Annotated in this window: 15 protein-coding genes and 1 pseudogene; 6 read left to right on the top strand and 10 right to left on the bottom strand. The window is 38.8% G+C overall.

The features are described 5' to 3' along the window. Window positions 1-283: 283 nt before the first annotated feature. From PAEAM_RS14355 to PAEAM_RS14345, 3 genes are all read left to right on the top strand, one after another. Entirely contained in the window at window positions 284-679 is a 396-nt protein-coding gene (locus PAEAM_RS14355; protein WP_100528026.1) for a DUF1643 domain-containing protein, read from the top strand. Between the two features lie 259 nt (window positions 680-938). Next, window positions 939-1916: a hypothetical protein gene (locus PAEAM_RS14350; RefSeq protein WP_100528025.1), complete on the top strand. Its 978-nt coding sequence runs from the start codon at window positions 939-941 to the stop codon at window positions 1914-1916. A 95-nt stretch (window positions 1917-2011) separates the two neighbouring features. Continuing rightward, window positions 2012-2668: a hypothetical protein gene (locus tag PAEAM_RS14345; RefSeq protein ID WP_100528024.1), complete on the top strand. Its 657-nt coding sequence runs from the start codon at window positions 2012-2014 to the stop codon at window positions 2666-2668. A gap of 444 nt (window positions 2669-3112) precedes the next feature. Here PAEAM_RS14345 and PAEAM_RS14340 read toward each other — a convergent pair whose 3' ends face one another. Genes PAEAM_RS14340 through PAEAM_RS14325 form a run of 5 tightly spaced genes read right to left on the bottom strand, consistent with a single transcriptional unit; the run spans window position 3113 to window position 9348 of the window. Further along, on the bottom strand, window positions 3113-3832 hold the full coding sequence (locus tag PAEAM_RS14340; RefSeq protein WP_100528023.1) for a S8 family serine peptidase: 720 nt from the start codon (window positions 3830-3832) through the stop codon (window positions 3113-3115). Continuing rightward, complete coding sequence (locus PAEAM_RS14335) at window positions 3826-4767, bottom strand: S8 family serine peptidase (protein ID WP_165789931.1); 942 nt, start codon at window positions 4765-4767, stop codon at window positions 3826-3828. Before PAEAM_RS14335 ends, PAEAM_RS14340 begins: the two co-directional genes overlap by 7 nt. Beyond that, window positions 4764-4937, bottom strand: a complete 174-nt coding sequence (locus PAEAM_RS31810) for a hypothetical protein (protein ID WP_165789930.1) — start codon at window positions 4935-4937, stop codon at window positions 4764-4766. Before PAEAM_RS31810 ends, PAEAM_RS14335 begins: the two co-directional genes overlap by 4 nt. Beyond that, window positions 4909-6357 (bottom strand): hypothetical protein, encoded by a 1449-nt coding sequence (locus tag PAEAM_RS14330; RefSeq protein WP_100528021.1) that lies wholly within the window; start codon window positions 6355-6357, stop codon window positions 4909-4911. The genes PAEAM_RS31810 and PAEAM_RS14330 overlap by 29 nt, the downstream gene beginning before the upstream one ends. 24 nt (window positions 6358-6381) lie before the next feature. Further along, on the bottom strand, window positions 6382-9348 hold the full coding sequence (locus tag PAEAM_RS14325) for a hypothetical protein (RefSeq protein ID WP_133120444.1): 2967 nt from the start codon (window positions 9346-9348) through the stop codon (window positions 6382-6384). Window positions 9349-9482: 134 nt separating this feature from the next. Between PAEAM_RS14325 and PAEAM_RS14320 the strand changes: the two genes are divergently transcribed. Then, the gene (locus tag PAEAM_RS14320) at window positions 9483-10238 is read left to right on the top strand and encodes a peptidoglycan-binding domain-containing protein (protein ID WP_165789929.1); all 756 of its coding nucleotides are present in this window, start codon (window positions 9483-9485) and stop codon (window positions 10236-10238) included. Between the two features lie 446 nt (window positions 10239-10684). On the opposite strand, the pseudogene PAEAM_RS32725 reads toward PAEAM_RS14320, so the two are convergent. Together PAEAM_RS32725 and PAEAM_RS14305 are read right to left on the bottom strand one after the other, a co-directional pair. Beyond that, window positions 10685-10902: pseudogene (locus PAEAM_RS32725) on the bottom strand (IS30 family transposase); the annotation flags it as partial. A gap of 783 nt (window positions 10903-11685) precedes the next feature. Further along, window positions 11686-12507 (bottom strand): hypothetical protein, encoded by an 822-nt coding sequence (locus tag PAEAM_RS14305; RefSeq protein WP_100528018.1) that lies wholly within the window; start codon window positions 12505-12507, stop codon window positions 11686-11688. 111 nt (window positions 12508-12618) lie between these two features. Between PAEAM_RS14305 and PAEAM_RS14300 the strand changes: the two genes are divergently transcribed. Then, a complete protein-coding gene (locus tag PAEAM_RS14300) occupies window positions 12619-12963 on the top strand; it encodes a hypothetical protein (protein ID WP_100528017.1) in 345 nt (114 codons plus the stop codon). Between the two features lie 294 nt (window positions 12964-13257). Continuing rightward, complete coding sequence (locus PAEAM_RS14295; protein ID WP_100528016.1) at window positions 13258-13869, top strand: restriction endonuclease; 612 nt, start codon at window positions 13258-13260, stop codon at window positions 13867-13869. A gap of 2278 nt (window positions 13870-16147) precedes the next feature. On the opposite strand, the gene PAEAM_RS14290 is transcribed toward PAEAM_RS14295, so the two are convergent. The 3 genes from PAEAM_RS14290 to PAEAM_RS14285 form a co-directional block, all read right to left on the bottom strand. After that, on the bottom strand, window positions 16148-17473 hold the full coding sequence (locus PAEAM_RS14290; protein WP_243391365.1) for a S8 family serine peptidase: 1326 nt from the start codon (window positions 17471-17473) through the stop codon (window positions 16148-16150). A gap of 65 nt (window positions 17474-17538) precedes the next feature. Continuing rightward, complete coding sequence (locus PAEAM_RS32305) at window positions 17539-17898, bottom strand: hypothetical protein (RefSeq protein ID WP_243391364.1); 360 nt, start codon at window positions 17896-17898, stop codon at window positions 17539-17541. 301 nt (window positions 17899-18199) lie between these two features. Then, window positions 18200-18670 carry a hypothetical protein gene (locus PAEAM_RS14285; RefSeq protein ID WP_100528015.1) on the bottom strand — a complete coding sequence of 157 codons (471 nt, stop codon included), beginning with the start codon at window positions 18668-18670 and terminating at the stop codon, window positions 18200-18202. Window positions 18671-18686 lie beyond the last annotated feature (16 nt).

The following is an 18686-nucleotide window of genomic DNA, read 5'->3' as shown; positions in this document are numbered from 1 at the left end:
AGAAACATCGTGATATCGTTGGGGCGATGAATATTCGCTACGCAACTGTGATTGGCGGTAACAGTCAATCAGCCTAAGGTGCTATATGCACTGTCTTAGGAGGGGTAATGGCATACCCTAATCTTAGTATCTGTCCAAAGCAGAAATGAAATGAGGACGTTAAGCTTAGCTAAGAATCCCAATCACTTTAGTGATCTTGCCGCTTTAGGGGTGGGAGTGTCAAAAAGACTATGTTGATAAGGACAATATATTAATTGACGGTGATAACGAACAGAGATTCTCCATGTATGTGCCTTTTAGAATACAAGATAGCAATAGCCAAGTCCTTATTATAATGAGGAATCCTAGTAAGGCTAATGAATTAAATTCTGACATGACAATCAATAATGTATTGGGCTTTTGTCACGGAAAATACTCAGGGGTTTTTGTTGCAAACTTATTTCCCTTTTACGCTAAAGACCCCCGGCAGTTGAATCAACACATTGGGACATCCGATTATGAAAAGCTCATGGATAAAAACAAGCAAACAATTGATGAACTACTAGAGAGGAATCCTAGCATTAAACATGTCATAATAGCTTGGGGTGCTAATAAATCAAAACTACAAGGTCATTACGAAGATACAATCGCTGGGTTCTTAAGATCGTTAATAAACATGAAAAAACTATTTTTGCAATGAGGTTTACTTCTAGCAACCAGCCTTGGCATCCAAGAAATTGGGGTGGAGAGGATAGTGGTTATCAACTTGAACTATATGAGTGGATGACTGATGTACTATGAAGATGGTTATGGATGTAGAGTAAATCATTTTTGTTTATAATGTTCTGACACCAATCTTGATAAACTGAGGACAATCAGTAAAAACATAGATAAGTTTAATTGTTTCGTTGTTCCCTATCACAGGTATGAATCTATAATTATTTAGAAAGGAGACTACTTTGACGAAACTTCTACTTAGAAATCGGGAGATAAAAAGTGTTTTCCAGTTGCTCGGGCATCACGAGAACGATATCACATACAGTGTTGCTTGGGGATTAGCACAATGCCCCTCTTTTTTGAGACTATTGCTACAGAAGATTATTAACTGGTCAGGTGACCTCACAGAAGTGGAAATTACTATGCAAGGATATGAGAAAAACCAGGGATACACCGATATTGAGATTAAGCTACAAGGACATTTTCATCTTATAATTGAAGCTAAGCGTGGGTGGAACTTACCAGACATAGCTCAGTTACAGAAGTATGTGAATCGGGAATCCTTCAAAAATAGCCCATGTATGCTAAAAAAGATAGTTGTATTGAGCGAATGCAGTAAAACGTATCTTGAATCACAACTTCCTAGTGTAATAGATAAAATATCATTAGATGCTCTGTCATGGAAGAACATTCACGAACTATCTGAAACTGCTCAAAAAACGGGTACCCATGCAGAGAAAAGATTACTTAGAGAACTTAATCAATACTTGGGGAGTTTGATGACCATGCAAAAACGCGACTCCAATTTGGTATACGTAGTTTCAATCGGTGCAGGAAGTCCTGAGGGTTGGAGTATCACCTGGAGAGAAATTGTAACGTCTAAGAAGCGATATTTTCATCCATATGGAGGGAAAAGTTGGCCAAAAGAGCCTCCGAATTACATTGCTTTTCGTTATGACGGGAAGTTACAGTCTATACATCATGTAGAAGGTTATGAGATCGTCACCAATATGAAGACTGTATTTGGTGAACAATCAAAAGATGAGATTACTGAACCTTATATCGTCTACAAACTGGGAGTCCCATTTTCACCAAGGGAAGAAGTTAAGTCGGGTAACATTTTCAGAGGTGCAAGAGTATGGTGTATGTTGGACACTCTGTTTACATCCTCAACGATTTCTGATGCAAGAGATCTTACGGAGAAGAGACTGACCTTGTAAAGTTCTATCCTGGGATATACAGTACTTTTGAAAGATGTGGGCTTGATCCATTTTCCAACCAGTTAGCTATGATCACTTTGATATGGAGGGATAGTATGCAGAAAGATAATAAAATGCTTTTACATAAAGCTTATGAAAAACTGAAAAACGAATTATCTTACCCTGAAAACCAACATATTGAGCAATCTGCATTACAATTATTAGAAGAGTTACATCAAGAAATTTTAAATTGGAATAATAATGAGTCAGTTTCGAAATTCGAAAAGTATTGGACAGCCTCGGAAGCCAATGACGTTTCAAAAGAGGGTAATGCTAAGAGTACACGTTTTGAATTCAATAATCTATTCCTTAAAGATCATGATGTGCAGAATAAGATTCAAAGCTTGCTTTTATTACGGTTGCAAGAGCCGCTTGACTATCGTCTTATAAGCAAAATTGCAGATGTTAAGTTGATTGATCAGCTAAACAGAATCTCATTTGAAAATGGTAGACCTCTTCTCTACGTACACCGTTTAGAGATTATGATTTTTCCGCAGCTGTTTACCACTATAGCTGATCGAAATAAGTTGGATAAAACAGCAAAACTACTCGGTATCAATAGTGATAAAGTAGCTTTTGAGCGTGTACAGTATCAAGTCCGTGAAAAGGTAAACGACTTCATTTACAGTGAAGGATTAAGCCGAGAAAGCGAATTTGTTAAAAGTGCAATTGCATGGTGGTTACTTGAAGCTGCAAAAGAATTAAAACTGTAATACGTATGGTTTTTTTATGGTATTAGACTGTTGTTAATTGAAATGAAGCAGGTCGGCAGCAAGGAAGTTATGAACAAGACAATCAGTGAACTCCTGAGTGCCCTCCAAAACGAATAGTTATGGAGAGCTTTTTGGGAGCGAGCACGGACTTGTCTCCAGATGATGTAATTCCGTGATGAGTGTCCGTGTCTGTACGTGATCCACTTACATACTAGTAGTCGCTTGTTAAAACATGATTCGAGCGAGAGTAATGTTGTTTGTTCCAAAATAACATAGTTAATTGAAGTCATTGAAATGGAACTCGTCAAAAACGTCCGAAAGATTCAAAATAAGCGAGGGTACCACATTTACTATACCCATCATGCAAAGTAGACCTTTTACTATCCTATAGAGGTTTACTTTGCATAATGTTAATTGTCAGTTGAGGATACAGTGTACATTTTATTACTGAATAGGGAGGGGCTCATCTATTTTCAATGCTTTAACGGCATTTATCGCTGCTAATGCAACCACTCTTCCATTACCATATTGTATATCCCATCCTGCAGAACTAGGAGGATTTGTTCTTATGGTGCTGAATAACAGCTTTCTTATTTCATCAATTGAAAGCTTAATCCCGCGCTTAGCTGCTTCAGCCAACATTAGGGCAATAACTCCAGTAATTACAGGAGCCGCCATGCTTGTACCTGAAGAAACCTTAGCTTCGGATTTCATACGGGAATGGGCAGCTGCGACGGATTGGCCAGGTGCACTGATTTCGGGCTTATGACGCCCATCACGAGTTGGACCTGCTGCTGAGAAGTTGGAAATAGCAAGCGAATTGTTTTTGGCGCTGTAAGATCCTACAGCAATACTTTTTTGCCCGCAGCAAATAGAATTTAATGTATAGCAATTATCAACAGAGGTTTGGAAATGGGACTGATTAAACAACTGCTGTTTTGCTCTATTATTATCATCCCTTTCAATCCAAGCATGAAACGTCCCATCCACTACTTTCAATCCATGAATTCGTACGGTCCAGTTTCCAAATGAACTTGGTGCACCAAAAATCATCGCCTGATGGTCACCGTTATTTCCCTCAATATGGGTTGCAAAGAAGCCAGGGAGATCCGCTTTTTGTCCTAAGCATATGTTAAAGAGGCTTTGGTTATCTCCATTCAACAATTCAACGCGAAACTCTTCTTTTCCAGAATACCAAAGCTCCAGTTCATTAGCGGTTGTATCGCCTTCAAGGATTGCCCATTGCAGATCTGTAAAACCACCTTCTTTAACAGTACCGGACGCATGAACATTATTTTCAAATTCATTACCTGCGGCCAAAACCACCACACGATTAGATTTACAAGTCCATCAATCCCTTGTTCGAATAAGGAAGTCCCGTCATAGGGACCACCATTAGTTCCAAGGCTAATATTTACTACACACGGGGAATTTCTCGCCATATCAAAGATATACTTCACAGCATTCAGAAGCTTCAAAGAGTCTCCTAAATAACCCATCTCTTCGTTTTTGATATCACGATAATCAGGCTCTACAAATATGAGATCCGCCTTTGGAGAAACTCCCGGGCTCATGTCTGCAAGTCCATTTCCCGCAGCAATATCCATAACGTGCGTGACGTGCGAACCATACCCTGGATCATATCCAAGTGAGCGACACGGATCAGGATTCTGAAGGGCAGCATTAATCTGTTTAGCTGTATATACTACTTCTACCGTGTGCTCATCGTTAAAATTTACTTTTTGAGTCATTAAGGAAAGCAATCTTGTTGTACCATCGCTATTTCTAAAGTTGGAATGAACAAAATCACATTCTTGATCAATAATACCAATGATAACTCCATTTCCTTCGTTTGTTTCAGGTGAATGGATGGGAGGGATACCTATTTCCTGAAGAGTATCACGCAGCATCAATTTAAGCGGTTGTGTACTGCTCAAGGTGACGATTACCGGTGACTTCTGAATCTGTTCCAACTCTAATAACGATACTTTTGCAGTGACAATATCCCCTTTTTTATCTGGGGCAGCGGTTATTCTCTTTCCGTCATGTACGCCCGGAAGATCCAGAAACATCTGAACGTCTTTAACCTTAGCTATCACAAGATCAGTTTGTCTGTCACTTCTGCTATTTCAAAAGTTTCGGTCCCTGACACTTGTGAACGAGCAAGCGATTTTTGCAAACGTGGATCTAAATGCGATGAACTGTTTTTCTCACTCACTTTATTTGTAGTTTCCTCATCGTTAATGGTTTTTGTGCGCATTGGCATCATCTAACTTGTCCTGAGCTTTCCGCACTATATTATTTGCCTCTGCTTTCGCCTTTTTCACTTCGCTTGTATAGTTTTCATTGGCTTGATTCAAAATTGTATTCTTTTCGTTTGTTGCATTTCCTAATATTGTATCGGCTTGGGTCTTTTTATCCGAATACTGGGTTCTAGCCGTACTTATTTTTTCCTCAGCTTCTATTAAAGCAGGAGCTATCTGCTCCTTAAATGCAGCCTCTGCTGCCTGGAAGTCTTTTTGTGCAGGTAACAAGTAGGCATATGCCTCTTTGTTAGCCAAGCTAATATCGGTGGCTACTTTTTGGGAAGCCAATTGGCGTTCAAGCTGGGCTGCCTGAAGGATCCCTGCTGCCTCATCCGCTTTGGTACGGATGTATATACTTTTTACAGCGAGTTCACTATCTTCAAATGAAATAGCCTGTTCGATACTTTTCCCGTCCAGAGTAGACCTGTACAGAAGATGATTTTGTTCAAGCCAATATAACCGGTTTAAATGGGAATCTAATTCCAATCCGGTTATGTTAGATAAAGATTCATAAACCACCTGGGGACTCGTACCATCCAGATTCATGGATTCAATTTTTTTGTAACTGTTCCAATACAATTTTCCGGCGGCTAAGTCAATTTGCACTTTCGATGAAATAACACTTTCCTTTGCAGCAATGGGAAGGGGAAAACTAATTAACTTCTTAATTTCTTTACTGCCTTTTTCTAATTTCCAGATTCCATAAACTTTCTCGGAGGATGTCTCTCTTTCTAATGCAGTCCAAAATAAGTCCCCTGTACCAGAGATAGTCGCATGAACAGCCTCGGTTAGAGGATCAAATTTTGCTTTTGCAAGTTCTTGAAGTTCATCTCCTCGAGTATTCATGGATTGAATACTTCCGGTAGGTGAAATCCAAATGATCTTTCCGTCATCCGGACTAATATCTAATGCCCCTGTTATCATTACATCAATTGGTACGTTATACTGCATTTTTTTTATTTCCTCAGTATTGTTACCATGTAATGAAGTCACAATGAGTGTAACTTCCACTAGTTTATTGGAAGGTGTTTCTCCGTTCATAATAGGTTGCGAAGTTGTCTCGATGATAAAATATAACTTATTGTTCAGCGGATCTACCGTCATGGCATAAGCAGAGGTAGGAGTATCAAATTGATTAAGCTCTTTTCCCAGTGCATCACAAATCCGTATACCGCGGTTATCTGCCAGAAATACAGTATCGAGACTCCTGTTTAATAATCTTGTTGCCTGTTCCTTAGCCTTTAAAATGGCTGCTTTCGAGATTGTATCTGCCTCATTAATCAGTTTCTCTGATTTTTTTGCTGCCGCTTCAATTTGACGCGCCGCTTCTGCGCTTACCTTGTTTAAAATTGCTGCTGAAGACAGCTTATCCAGTGTTGCCATGAAACCCCTCCTAGGTTTTGTGATTTACCAACCTTTTCGTTTAAATGTTTTTTTGATTTCACTTCCTGGGCTGAATTTTTTTGCTTTTTCAGCTACGTCTTTTGCCCAAGAATCTATATCTTTCCAGACTTCCGCTGCTTTACTTTCCAGTTTTTGTGCATATTCCTTAGCATCATTTAAGATCTCATCAACCTTTTGTAGCACCTCGTCTTTAAGTCGGTTAAACTCTGCATTAGCATCGACCAAAAGTTGGTTCGCCTGCTCTTCAGCATGTTTAACTGCTTCTTCTCCGTCGCGGATTAATCGATCGGCCTCCTCTTGCGCATGTCTAGCTAATTTCTCAATTTCCTCTTGAGCCTTTCCTGGGAATGCATCAACTTGTTTTCGGAGTTCTTCCGCTTTATTCCTGGCGTCTTGCGCAATATTTTCAACCTCATTAAGGCCATCTGCTATAATTTGACCGGCTTCCTGACGAATCTCAGCGGCTTTGGCTATGGCACTATCCACTCCTGCACCAATGGCTTGGCCGATCTGTTCCGCATCATCAATAATTTTGGTAGCCTCAGTAGATGCCTTATCTATAAGAGCCTTCGCGTTCTCGCCAGCTTTATTGATGGCTTGTTGCGCAGCCTCTTTAGCTTTTTCAAGGACTTCATTAGCAGAGGGAAAGGAGAATAAGTCTTTTGCAGCTTCTGCTATCTTGTCCGCTATATAGCCGGGTAAATCGGTGAGTGCACGGGTGTCCGCTTTTAACGAAAAGCTAGGTATGGCAATACTTGCTCCTTCAAACATGAATTCCCCTTGTAAGCTAAGTGTCCATTCCGTGGGGCTGCCGCTGATTGTAGCACTCGTATTAAACTCAATGTCCAATCCGAAACTTCCAAGATCTATTCCTTGCATTTTTATTGGACCAACCTTAACATCCAAATCAAGCTTAAACTTGGCTTCTGCACTGAAAGCCTGATCGTTAAGCTGACAACTCCATTTGGTATTTACTAATCCGCCAATATCGGTTTCCAATTCGAAACGGAAGCCTTGATCACTAATTTCAATCTCGATTTCCTGATCCATCAAATGAAAAAAAGAAACCTTTGCACTTGCATATAAATAAGGGGAAGTCGCCGTACTAAATTGAAGTACAGCACCACCAGGAGGGATATACGTAATTAATCGAGATTCATACTGCTCTTCTGGTTCTTTCTTGAGAGTAATCCAGTCTCCGTTCACTAAATACTCTTTTAAGCGAATTCCTTCACCATTACCACCTATGGTAAGCAAATTACCCAACCGAAAAGGAGCTGCCTGGGCACTTCCTTGAATTCCTCCGTTAGAAATCATCAAGGATGCATGCGTTTTGAACCCGAATAAATCAATAAACCCATTAAATCCCGTTCCTATATTAATTAGAGTACCGTCTGGTAACTCCTTGGAAATGTCTGACCAGTACATAAAAACCTGTTTTGCTGCGAGTTTGTTCAGAAAAGAAGGAGCATTAAGTTGTTTGCCTGTCACAGCTTTATAGAAAAGTTCCAGGTCCAGCTGCTCTAAGTATCCATAAAAAAGCTTGGGGGTGATCAGCGAACCCTGAAAAGCTACAGTTATTCCAAACTGATTGATGTCAGGAGGCTGATCTAGTACATGAAAGGTTCCATCTAAACCAAGCAAAAGTGAAGGAGGAGTGAATGTCCAACCCATGTTGACGGCAACCTCATCCAGCTGAATTCCTGATAATCCAAGGGGGGAGGGAAATAATTTTGTTTGCCCATTTTCATCCACATTGTTTACTGTAACGGAACACTGAGCATGGGTTTCTCCAATTTCAATTGTAGCAGTACAAGACAATGACTCAGCACCAAGTGGCACATTGATCAAGCCTTCCAACTGAACTTGCATGGGATTTAGATTTAATAAAATCTCCGGTTGCTTCAAAACAATGGAGGCTCCACCAGCCTCAATAGTCATGGGTTCAAGAAAACGAGCAGTAAAGCGCTGTCCAGTTAATGGGGGGCTAAGCGGAGTCTGGAGTAGCAAATGATCTTCTTTCGTTATTGAATGAATCATTTTAAGCAAAGGATTATTCGTTTGAGACAGCAACAAATCAGCACAAAAAACAATCCCTCGATCGATTTTCATGGTGGTTGATCCCAAGAACCCGAAAGACGGTTTAGTATCATCCGGCAAATTCGGTAATTCGGGAATCATAAAAATATCCTCTTCCAGTGTGGAATAGATACAGCAGGCCTCGCCGATTCCAATCTCAGAAAGAAGATTTCCAGTCATTTTGTTAAGTGAATTACCCATTTTACCGGGGGGAATCAGGATGCCAAATACAAAGTTCCAAGTTTCATTCGCATTGGAGGCTGCAAAAAAAGCATCACCTAGGCTAGTCGAACGAGCAGATAATAAAAAATGACCTTGATCTAATTGCAGTTCAAACGCTACTGATTTAAAACGCAGGTCTAAACCCATAGCTTCAACAGGAATGTTGTGCGGTATACCGAGGGCATCCGCAATATTTTGAAACGTCAATTGTTCACCTTGTTTCTCTTTCCATTTGCCCGACAATCGTTGAGGGTTAGCCAAATCATATTTTATCTCCAACTGGGCCGTGCCAAAATGAACATTACCTTCAAGAAGTCCTTCCCATATTTTGTTCAGGGTATCGGAGGAGGTCTTTGTATTCAAGGAAAGGTTCAACGCAATGTCATGATCCTGTTTGCCCAAAGTTAAAACAGAAAGCGATTCTGCTGATATTTGGAGATCGGAATGTTCTTCAAAAGCCAAGTTGTGTGATCCTAACAGGCGAATATTTTGCACATCAATTTCAGGAATCTCTCCAGCGGCTTGACTAGATAAATTAACATTGCTCAGAAATCTGCTTACAAGTTCAGGAAGTGTTGAACTGTTTGGTAGATCATCAGCATCTTCTTTGGTAAAGAAGATGGGAGGATCTTGAAAACCGGATTCATTTCGAGTCTGTTCAGGCATCATTATCATCTCCTTAACTTAATTCGAATGGTATCGTTCCACAAATGGATTTATTTATGCCAATTCTCAAATATGAATTTTTATGAGAATTATGGGGAAATTTATTGGATAGATAAATGCAAAAGGAGGATGAGAGAATGTCCAAGGGGCATGCAAATATAGCTGCAATTGGTACTGCAGCTTTAAATAAAGTATGGAAAACCGACTACAAATCAATTCTACGAAGAGACGATAACCATGCGGAAGTAGCTATATTAAAAAATAACCTGAAGGAGTACAGAGCTCATTCAAGTGAGGACTGGACCAACATTCAAGAAATCCTTGATGTGTTATCAGAGATCTTCGATGAACACACCGAACAGAATTTAATTCAATTTCAAAAGCTAGAGGATCTCAATGCGGATGGGATTTACGGTCAAAGCTCTAGAAATCGAATGGCCGCTAAAATAGGTGTTTCACCAAAGGGGTTCGTTCGTTTAGACTCGCCGGCCGGGGGTGCCTTTATTAATTTTAATGATACAAAGGATGGAATGGCTAAAGATAAAGATTTTTTGCTGGATCATTCGTGGTTAACAAAAGAAGCACTTAATACGGTCAGTCAGTTAGCTGATTCTTTCCGCAAAGCAACTTCTTCATCCAAAATTCTTGAAATAAATGATTGTTCTTTAATAGACGGAGAAGACACTCCTGAACATGAAAGTCATCAAACGGGGACAATAATGGATATAAGGAATTCGGGGATGACGGCAGAGGAAGAAAAAAAGTTTCTCGAGATATGCACTGATAACGCTCAAGTAAAAAAAGTATTATTTCATAAAAAATACGATATCGCATCGGATAAAATTAAACTGGAACCCAAACATCATGACCACTTTCATATAGAAATAGGATAGTTCATATGTGAAATGCAAATGAGGCTAGTAAGAAATACCTCCATAACAACTTAATAGTTTACTACTTTAGAAGGTATAAAGAACAATTTCTTTACACCAGCATTTTTACAATTTGCGATTCCTATGATTGAGCACTTATCATTTTATGAATTGGTATCTTTCTTCCATCAGTGGCTTCAACATTCCGCGTGAAAGAAGGAAAGGGAGAGAAGTCCAGTCCATTTTTGAAAAAGTAGGAATTGATATTCATTGAGAGTGATTAGTACGGAATCGTTGGTGGTATTCCAAATTTGCTCTTAAACTGATGAAAACAATAACCCGCAGCATGTCGAAGAATGTCACGTGGTTGCAAAGTTAGGTTTGAAGCATAGAAAAAATTAAACGATCAAGGTATTTTCGGTACCCGATCGTTTTTTTTGCTATGGCAGATTGTCAAAACCAAGTGCGACAGATGCATAGCAAGCGAACTCCTTCCCGCGGTCAACAGTGGCTGTAAGGAAGGCAACTGTATGGTATTGTGAAATCACCAAACCGAGCACAATCTTCATAGACAATGCTGTACGATCCGGCATGAGAATAGCAGTATACGAGCGTGTTTTCGTTTAATTATCGTAGCTACGCATCCTTTATTTTTCCCGCGCCTCGATACAATGGTATCCAACTCCTAGAGCCATAGGTTATAAAGTTATTTCTATCAATAATGGATCAACACCTTTGGATGAACATTATGAAAACCTAGGCGCTGAAATGTGAGCTGATACAAAGGGACAACTGGAACGAAACATGAGCAATTATATGAACAACGATTCTGCAGTCTTACAATTATCCGATGATGACGTACTTACTTCCCAATTGACCGTAAGAAAATGGTCGATGACCAGTAAGGGCAAGATACTACTGTAAGTAAGAAGGACATGAAAAAACGAGGGCTCAAGTCATCGAATATAGCTGACGCGTTTGTTCTCACCTTTGGTGAATATTTGCGAGGGCACCTCAGTCTATAATCTTACAATAATACGGCGGCCTATCAATAAAATGATAACAAGTAACTTAAATAAGAGGGTGATTGTAAATTACTCATACCATCGGTCAAACAGATCTGGATGTAAACAAGACGACAAACGCTACGATTCCTATAGAGAAACAGCGCTGGGTGTACAACAGATATGACTTCTATACGCGCAGCTTGAACGGGTACAAAGGCTCATTAGGACCCGGCAGCCCGGCAAGTATTTGAATACTTCAAGGTTACTTGCGTAAAGAAACGTTACTATTCTTTTGGAGAAGCTTTAGTGACAGTACAATTAAGCGTATAAAAATCGATGAGGGTATAGAGAGTATGGCCAACTCATTAAAGTTAATTCTTTGAACAAGATAATGCAAAATTCTAACTAAAAAATATGGGAAGTTAAGATCCAATTGGACCTTAACTTCCCATATAAGAATGTCAAATAGGACTTTGACCTCTAATTTTTAAATCCCACCCATAGTTGAAGACTTTATTATTATTTGACTGATTTAGAAAACCCGCTTGAACTTTTATGCCGACTTCCGATGCCAATCCTCCATCTTGAACATCGATCCAACTTGAAGGAGCAGTTGCTAAGAAAGTTTTTCCAAAATCTATAGCACCACCATTTTGAGAACAATTAGAGATTTGTTTCTTTGCTTTTGTGTCGATTCCAGGACCAATTTGGGTTAACTGGCATGAATTCGTACCTGAGGGTATAGCATTATTTATGTTCCAATTGGTACCTTTATCATACCGATAGTATGCTTTATCCAAACCGTTGTATATGAAACGATTTTTAGTCTGTGAATGGTAGTACAATGTAATTGTTAATTTGACTGTATTGTCGCTATTTTTGTTCCCGCCTGTCCAATGAAAGGGGTCGGCTTCTACTACCATATCGGTCTTAAATTGAGTTAATACTTCACCTGTTTCGATATTTTGTAAATCTCTGTAGATATATGTTTCGTTTGTTAGAATATCATAATCTACTTCTTCTGTAGAGTTGATAGATTGGGATGTACTAAAATTATTAGTATTAATTTCATTTTCAGGGTTGAAGCTACGTCCTTCTACTTGCATATCAACTTTATTACTTTCGTCAGTGGTATCATATTCCTTAATTACTTTGAAGCCTTCTGGAACGGTTGAATCATTTGGAAATACTTCTTCGTTTGGTGAAGCGGCTGCAGCAGATACGGAGCAAAATAACATCATTGTTGCTAATAACGAACTAAATATCTTCTTTCTGTTTTTCATCTTGTTCCTCCTAAATTTTGGATTTGTTGTTCCGATTCTTAATTAACCGAGGTATCATATATTGAATCAAAATACACATTTTAGGTTATTATTAGATAGGAGGGATGTAATGTGAGAAGAAAATTATCATTAGTTATTTGTTTAACTTTTCTTTTGATTGTATTAGGAGCATGTGGAAATGGTGATATTAAGCATGTTAAAAGTGAGCATTGGGATGTCGCATTCCAGAGATCAACAGGGTCATTTGGCATCACATATATTGGGGATGAGACGCAAATTAATGATCTGGTATATGGTGTAACTGGTACGAATATCGACCAAGAAGGTAAGGCTTATGCGACACAGGAAACACCATTTAAGATTTCTGGATTGGTGACCGATTCTGAGAAAACCAAAGATCCAATCATATTTAAAATTGATTGGAATAATAAAAGTGAGAGTGTAACTTTTGAATAAACTTAAAATTCAAACGAGCCTTAAAGAATTTAGGGCTCGTTTGAATTTTTTAAATATTAGATCCGCTATAAAATTTTGAACCACACTTGACCTCATCTTGAGACCATGTTGAACCCCTCATGACCATTTTTCCGTGATACATTAGGAGCATAAAAAAGGCGTGAAGGATACACACAGTTGCACATACAGCATATTACCAGGCGTTCTTCTTCTCACCTTTTCTATCATTGCAGGAAATTAGTCCCAAGTGTCGAAATATGTTTTAGTACAATTCACATGCTTGGGGGAAAAGTTATGGCAAGAAGGAAAAGTAAGGCGAAACAGGAAGAAGAACTGTTCCAAGGATTAGCCGGCATGGCAATGCTGGGAAGTATTGTAGGGACATATTCTTTAACAAAATCTTGGCAAGCGTCACTTGTCGTTGGATTTTTTGGAGTTGTTGGGATTATTGTTTTAATGGTTATCATTCAACAAAAGCGTGCTGAACGACTGAAGAGGTCAGGGATTGCCGAGATCGATAAAATGGATGGGGTACAGTTTGAACACTATCTTGGACATCTGTTTCGTTCACAAGGGTATAGGGCAGAAGTGACAAAAGCTGCAGGTGATTATGGCGCCGATCTGGTTATCTCCAAAGATGGAAAACGAATCGTTGTACAAGCTAAACGTTATAAAAAAAATGTTGGCTTAAAAGCTGTCCAAGAGGTTCAGGGAGCTAAGGCACACTACAGAGCAAATGGAGCATGGGTTGTTACAAATAGCAACTATACTGAACAGGCATATCAGCTTGCTAAATCAAACGGGGTTAGGCTGATTGCTCGGGATGAACTTGTGGAGATGTTGCTCGCAATGAAAGAAAAGTTGTCGGCTTCAAAGAAAGCGGGAAATGTAAAAACGAGTGCATAAGAGAATTAGCTAGGAATGAGAGTGAATTATTTCCGTCTATGTTTTGAGGATTTACGCGAACAATATACATATCACATTAAAGTCGTTCCTTCATTGGACCGGCTTTTTTTTATAGGAGGAATTGAAAAGATCAGCACCAGAAGACGAAAATGGAAACGTACACTACCCAACAAACACCCTAATAAATGCAAAGGTTGTGTATGAGGTATATAGGATGGAGTGAAGCAGTTCTGTCCTAAACCTCCTGATTGTTGTGTCAGGAGGGAAAACTTTTGTGAATGTCGAATTTTGATATTGAAGGAGAGTGCTTATATGGAAAAAGGAGCAGATGTTTCTTTCATATTCAGATGCATGTGATGCATACAGTGCCTTGGATAGACATGAAAGCGATTCTAAGTACAGTGTAGCTTTAGGTTATTTGGTCACAGTAGTTTGATAAAGGCGTGGGAATCTACTAATGCATTCATTCAAAAATGGACGAATATTTTGGCACAGAGTGTTTAGCACCTATGTCTCAACAGAGTCAGATGGAACTAATAAAACTCCATCTTAGTATACAGATAGATCACCGAGAGATATAGAGAAGTATATGACTGCTTACGCAGATTATATATTCAGCTTAAGCATGTGATCGCTTATAAGGATAACTATACATCTACGCTAAGCATGACCGTGTACTTTTTTCGTGTGCTCTCATATGACAGAATATGAGCGATTCTGACCTGTTTATACGAGAACATCCGGGGTTTGCGAGGGGCGGTCCATTGAAGAGCGTAGAACAGCTTCTGAGTGAGCTTAAGTATGAATATGATGGTCACCCAAACGTTAAAACCTACTCAACACAAATATGATACTTTTGGTATACTTTTATTTGAGTGTTCACTTTGAGTTACTGGAGTCGTTGTAATTGTCTAAAAAGACCACATTAAAAATAGTAGCATTTGTTTGGATGTCATTTGGAGTTTTTTATCCAATAGGAATTGCACCGAAGGAAATATTCTTTTTTACATTCTTCCCAGGATCAGTAATGTTGCTGATTATCAGTTACATTGAATATAAGAGTTCGAAATAATAGTTAACGCCTTAGCGGGCGTTTTTTTGTTGCTCTCTTTCTTATTACTTATTGACCATCGTCATTTATTGTCTGATACTGGAAGATGTTCTTTCAGATTAGGTTAGGGGTGTGAAGATATTTATTATTGATCGTGGTACTGATCATTTCCATATGGTGGCTTCGTGGTACTTCATTCCGCAATGGTATGACAAGCACCCTTAGAAGCTGGGGCATTTGGCGATATGTTTGGAGCTGTCAACGCACCGTTTTCTGGTCTTTCATTCGCTGGGCTTATTTATATAATATCAGTCCAAAGACAAGAACTTGCACTGCAACGTGCAGATATCGAGATGCAGAGTGAAGAATTGAAGTTACAGCGAGAAGAAACGGCTCGATTGCTGATCAATTAGAAGGTCAAAAGTACCTATTAAATTTTGAGACTGCATTGAGAATAGCAGAAGAATTAATAAAAAAGGAAAACAAACGTTTTGACGAATTAGCATTTTTAACATATGACGGTTGGGAATATGGGTTAAACACGGTTAGATATATAATTCATAATAAGAACAAAATTCCGACAGATGATAAGACAATCCAAAACTAATTAAATATTACTTTCTATATTAACTTTGATATACATGTATGAGCTCAACTACCTCCAGAAAAAGGTGTTGTATGATCTGTTGGAAATGGAACTTAAGGACGAGGGATTTTTATTACTGTTCTTTTTAATTGGGCATGACGAAGGTTTGGTATACATGTTAAGAATTAGCTTATTATACAATCGTTATGAGATGATCTATAAATAGTTGAAAAACCAGTAACTACTTCATACGTGAAGTAGTTTTTCTTATTAAAGGTATTGAAAATGAAGATATTTGGAATTTAGTAATGAACTTATTACATGAAGTGTCAGATGGGTTGAAAGACTTTAAATTACGGCGTATAGCGTATATATCGAAGAAGGGGAGATTGTAGACAAGCGAGGTACAATAATTGATATGTATAGCTAGTTCTTTATTGCTAAAAAAGTTAGTACGTGAGCCAACTAAAAGCAAAACTCTACAAAGCGGTACTAAAAAATGAATTATAAAATTTGACGACGGAAGAGAATAAACTATTAGAAGTCGAGTTATATATGAAAGAAACGCAGCCCTACGAACAGCTACCTATATCCGAAAGAAAAATTGATCATCGGTAGCTGTCATAGAGAAATTAGTGCGACTAATGCGCGTCTCTCAGCCTCAGGGCCTCTGCTACAGCTCCATGAGCATTCACTCTGCCATGGCCAAACCAGGGACTCCAAGTTCCATCTGAATCACCTGCATTCTGAAAGTCACCTTTATCAAAAGGGCTGACGGGAGAAACGTCCCATGAAGTATCTGGATCGTAACTTGCAGGAGGTGTTGTTGGATAACCTTCAAAGTTTAGATCCTTTGATGCAGTTTGCTTTAAAATCTTGATAACATTCAGTGCTGAGAGACTTGGATTAGCCGAGACTATTAGAGCGGCAATACCTGCAACAAGTGGTGTGGCGCTTGATGTTCCCCCAAAAGTGTTGGTAATTAACGAGGCTTGTCCTGTAGATGTTGTAATCCCTAAACCTTTAACAGGGAGACGGTGGTATTCATGACTGTTACTACTAGGTGCACATAATGTAATACCAGTTCCGTAATTTGAATAGTGACTACGTTGAGCATTACTTGAGATTGCTGCAATATGCATAACACCAGGAATATCCACCAGATCGTTTTGAAATTTATTACTTGTTTTAACGCCTGTCCACACAGGAGATCCATCCCTCAAAAAATCAAAACCGCTCGTATATGGTACATCAAAGGATGTTGTAAGTTGAATTGGGCAATTTTCGTTTCCTGCAGCCCACAAAAATACAATACCACTTCCCCTCCGCCCACCAGTTACAGCAAGCTCGCTTATTCTCTTTATCACAATAGGATGCCAAAGCGTCATGGGCGAAGATCCCCAAGAGTTCGAGAGTATGTCGACCTTGTCAGCAATATAATTAAGCATGTTAAGCATCCTGGAGTCCCCAATGAATAATGAAGAGCCTTCAGATTCCCACTTAATCGGCAAAAGTCTGCAACCTGGAGCAGCTCCTACTGTTAGCTTTGCATTCACATCGGCAGCGATAACTCCTGCACAAGAAGTACCATGGTTAGCCATTGGCTCGTACATACCAGATATATCTGAGCCAATATCTACATCGGAAATCAAGTTTATATCTTCTCTTACAAAATATCCCCATCCCGCAAATTTATTTGATGAGTTAAAGTCAACATGGTCCATTTTGCATCCATCATCAGCTACACCCACAACAACATCAACACTACCAAAATTCCCTAATAGTTCCCATGCTTCTTCACATCTGACAGAAGAACGCGGATCATAATCAGCATTCTGGTGTCGGTTATGCAAATGCCATTGACGGATATATGAAGGATCTGTTGGTGGGGTTAATTCGTATTTCTTAAATCGATAGTTAAGATCATGTTCTGCAGACTTCACAAGTGGATCCTGCTCGGTCAACATGACTATTAGCTTTATCGGATTAATTCCAGTATGTTCTGTGAGTTTGAAGAAATAATCATAATCACTTAATTTTGTAGCATCATTAGGCCGTAACGCCCAGCGAAAGCACCAACTTCTTCATGAGAGATTGCATTATGAAAAGTCACAAAGATGCGATCTGTGATCAGAAATTCATTGTTCGTCTCTGCAACAACATAAGCATGATGTGTGGGAGCAATTTGTCTAGATTCAGTCATTAAGTGTTCAAGGTCCATTGTACGTGTTGTGATCTTGGAGGATGAAGCGGATACTTTCTTAGCATCAGTTATTCCCAATTTTTGCTCAAGTTCATCTGGCAGTGCCCGTACAATAAACTGGTCAGGTTTCTTATGAAGCTTGAGTTTTTTTCCAGAGCGGTACGTATATACTTTTTCTGAGTTTGTCATAATATTTTTTACCCTCCTATGTTTAATTTTTACATTTTTTCTATGTGTACAAATTTAATATTACTGTAATTATAAATTTTTATTCAATTTCGCATTTTATAATTAATTAAACAAAATATGTAAATAAACTGCAGTATCATTCCTAACCTTCTGTAATTTAATCTTGTTCTGAAGTTCGCGGTAAGTGAATATCAGAGGATGTTCTTCATAGAATGAATGAAGAATTCTTAGTGTTCAAAATCGAACTTAATAAGTAAAGCCCACTAGTCTTTTGGGCAGTGGGCTTTACTTATTAAGTATATTATTCCATGTGATAAAATTTAGCGATACCTGTAGCCTTACCTCCTGTGAAAATAAGACTTATTGCATTTAAATGTTGGGTTGTTGAAAAATAACCGTGACACTCATATCCTAATATTTTTCCATTGCCAAGAGCGAAAACTGAATTACCGTTCCCTGCTATTTTATTTGCACACGGATTTACTGCGAAAGTATACTCAGCAGTAAAGTTTGCATCTAAACTCCATCCGGTTCTCCCTGTATGAAATCCAGTTGTCTCCCATTCTCCTCCCCCGGAATCACCATTCATATTGATGAAAGATCTGTAAGAATTCTCATTATTGTCATTATTCAATCTTATTAGTAATCTACTGTCTCCTCCTGGAGAAACTAATTCACCAGTAACTAATACTTTAATAAATCCGCTACTAATTCCTGGCGAAAAGACTAATCCGGAGTTCTCAAATGATAATCCAGCGAGTAGTGATGGCATTTTCTAAACCTCCTTA

This window comes from Paenibacillus sp. GM1FR (assembly GCF_002803315.1).
In the GTDB taxonomy this organism is placed as follows: Bacteria; Bacillota; Bacilli; order Paenibacillales; family Paenibacillaceae; genus Paenibacillus; species Paenibacillus amylolyticus.
Note: the sequence above shows the minus strand (reverse complement) of the source record. Positions and strands in the feature narration are given on the sequence as shown.

Excerpts from the sequence above, each read along its gene's own strand:
- PAEAM_RS14355 (WP_100528026.1), top strand. The coding sequence starts at position 284 with ATGTATGTGCCTTTTAGAATACAAGATAGCAATAGCCAAGTCCTTATT.
- PAEAM_RS14345 (WP_100528024.1), top strand. The coding sequence starts at position 2,012 with ATGCAGAAAGATAATAAAATGCTTTTACATAAAGCTTATGAAAAACTG.
- PAEAM_RS31810 (WP_165789930.1), bottom strand. The coding sequence starts at position 4,937 with ATGATGCCAATGCGCACAAAAACCATTAACGATGAGGAAACTACAAAT.
- PAEAM_RS14330 (WP_100528021.1), bottom strand. The coding sequence starts at position 6,357 with ATGGCAACACTGGATAAGCTGTCTTCAGCAGCAATTTTAAACAAGGTA.
- PAEAM_RS14325 (WP_133120444.1), bottom strand. The coding sequence starts at position 9,348 with ATGATGCCTGAACAGACTCGAAATGAATCCGGTTTTCAAGATCCTCCC.
- PAEAM_RS14320 (WP_165789929.1), top strand. The coding sequence starts at position 9,483 with ATGTCCAAGGGGCATGCAAATATAGCTGCAATTGGTACTGCAGCTTTA.
- PAEAM_RS14305 (WP_100528018.1), bottom strand. The coding sequence starts at position 12,507 with ATGAAAAACAGAAAGAAGATATTTAGTTCGTTATTAGCAACAATGATG.
- PAEAM_RS14295 (WP_100528016.1), top strand. The coding sequence starts at position 13,258 with ATGGCAAGAAGGAAAAGTAAGGCGAAACAGGAAGAAGAACTGTTCCAA.
- PAEAM_RS14290 (WP_243391365.1), bottom strand. The coding sequence starts at position 17,473 with ATGTTGACCGAGCAGGATCCACTTGTGAAGTCTGCAGAACATGATCTT.
- PAEAM_RS32305 (WP_243391364.1), bottom strand. The coding sequence starts at position 17,898 with ATGACAAACTCAGAAAAAGTATATACGTACCGCTCTGGAAAAAAACTC.
- PAEAM_RS14285 (WP_100528015.1), bottom strand. The coding sequence starts at position 18,670 with ATGCCATCACTACTCGCTGGATTATCATTTGAGAACTCCGGATTAGTC.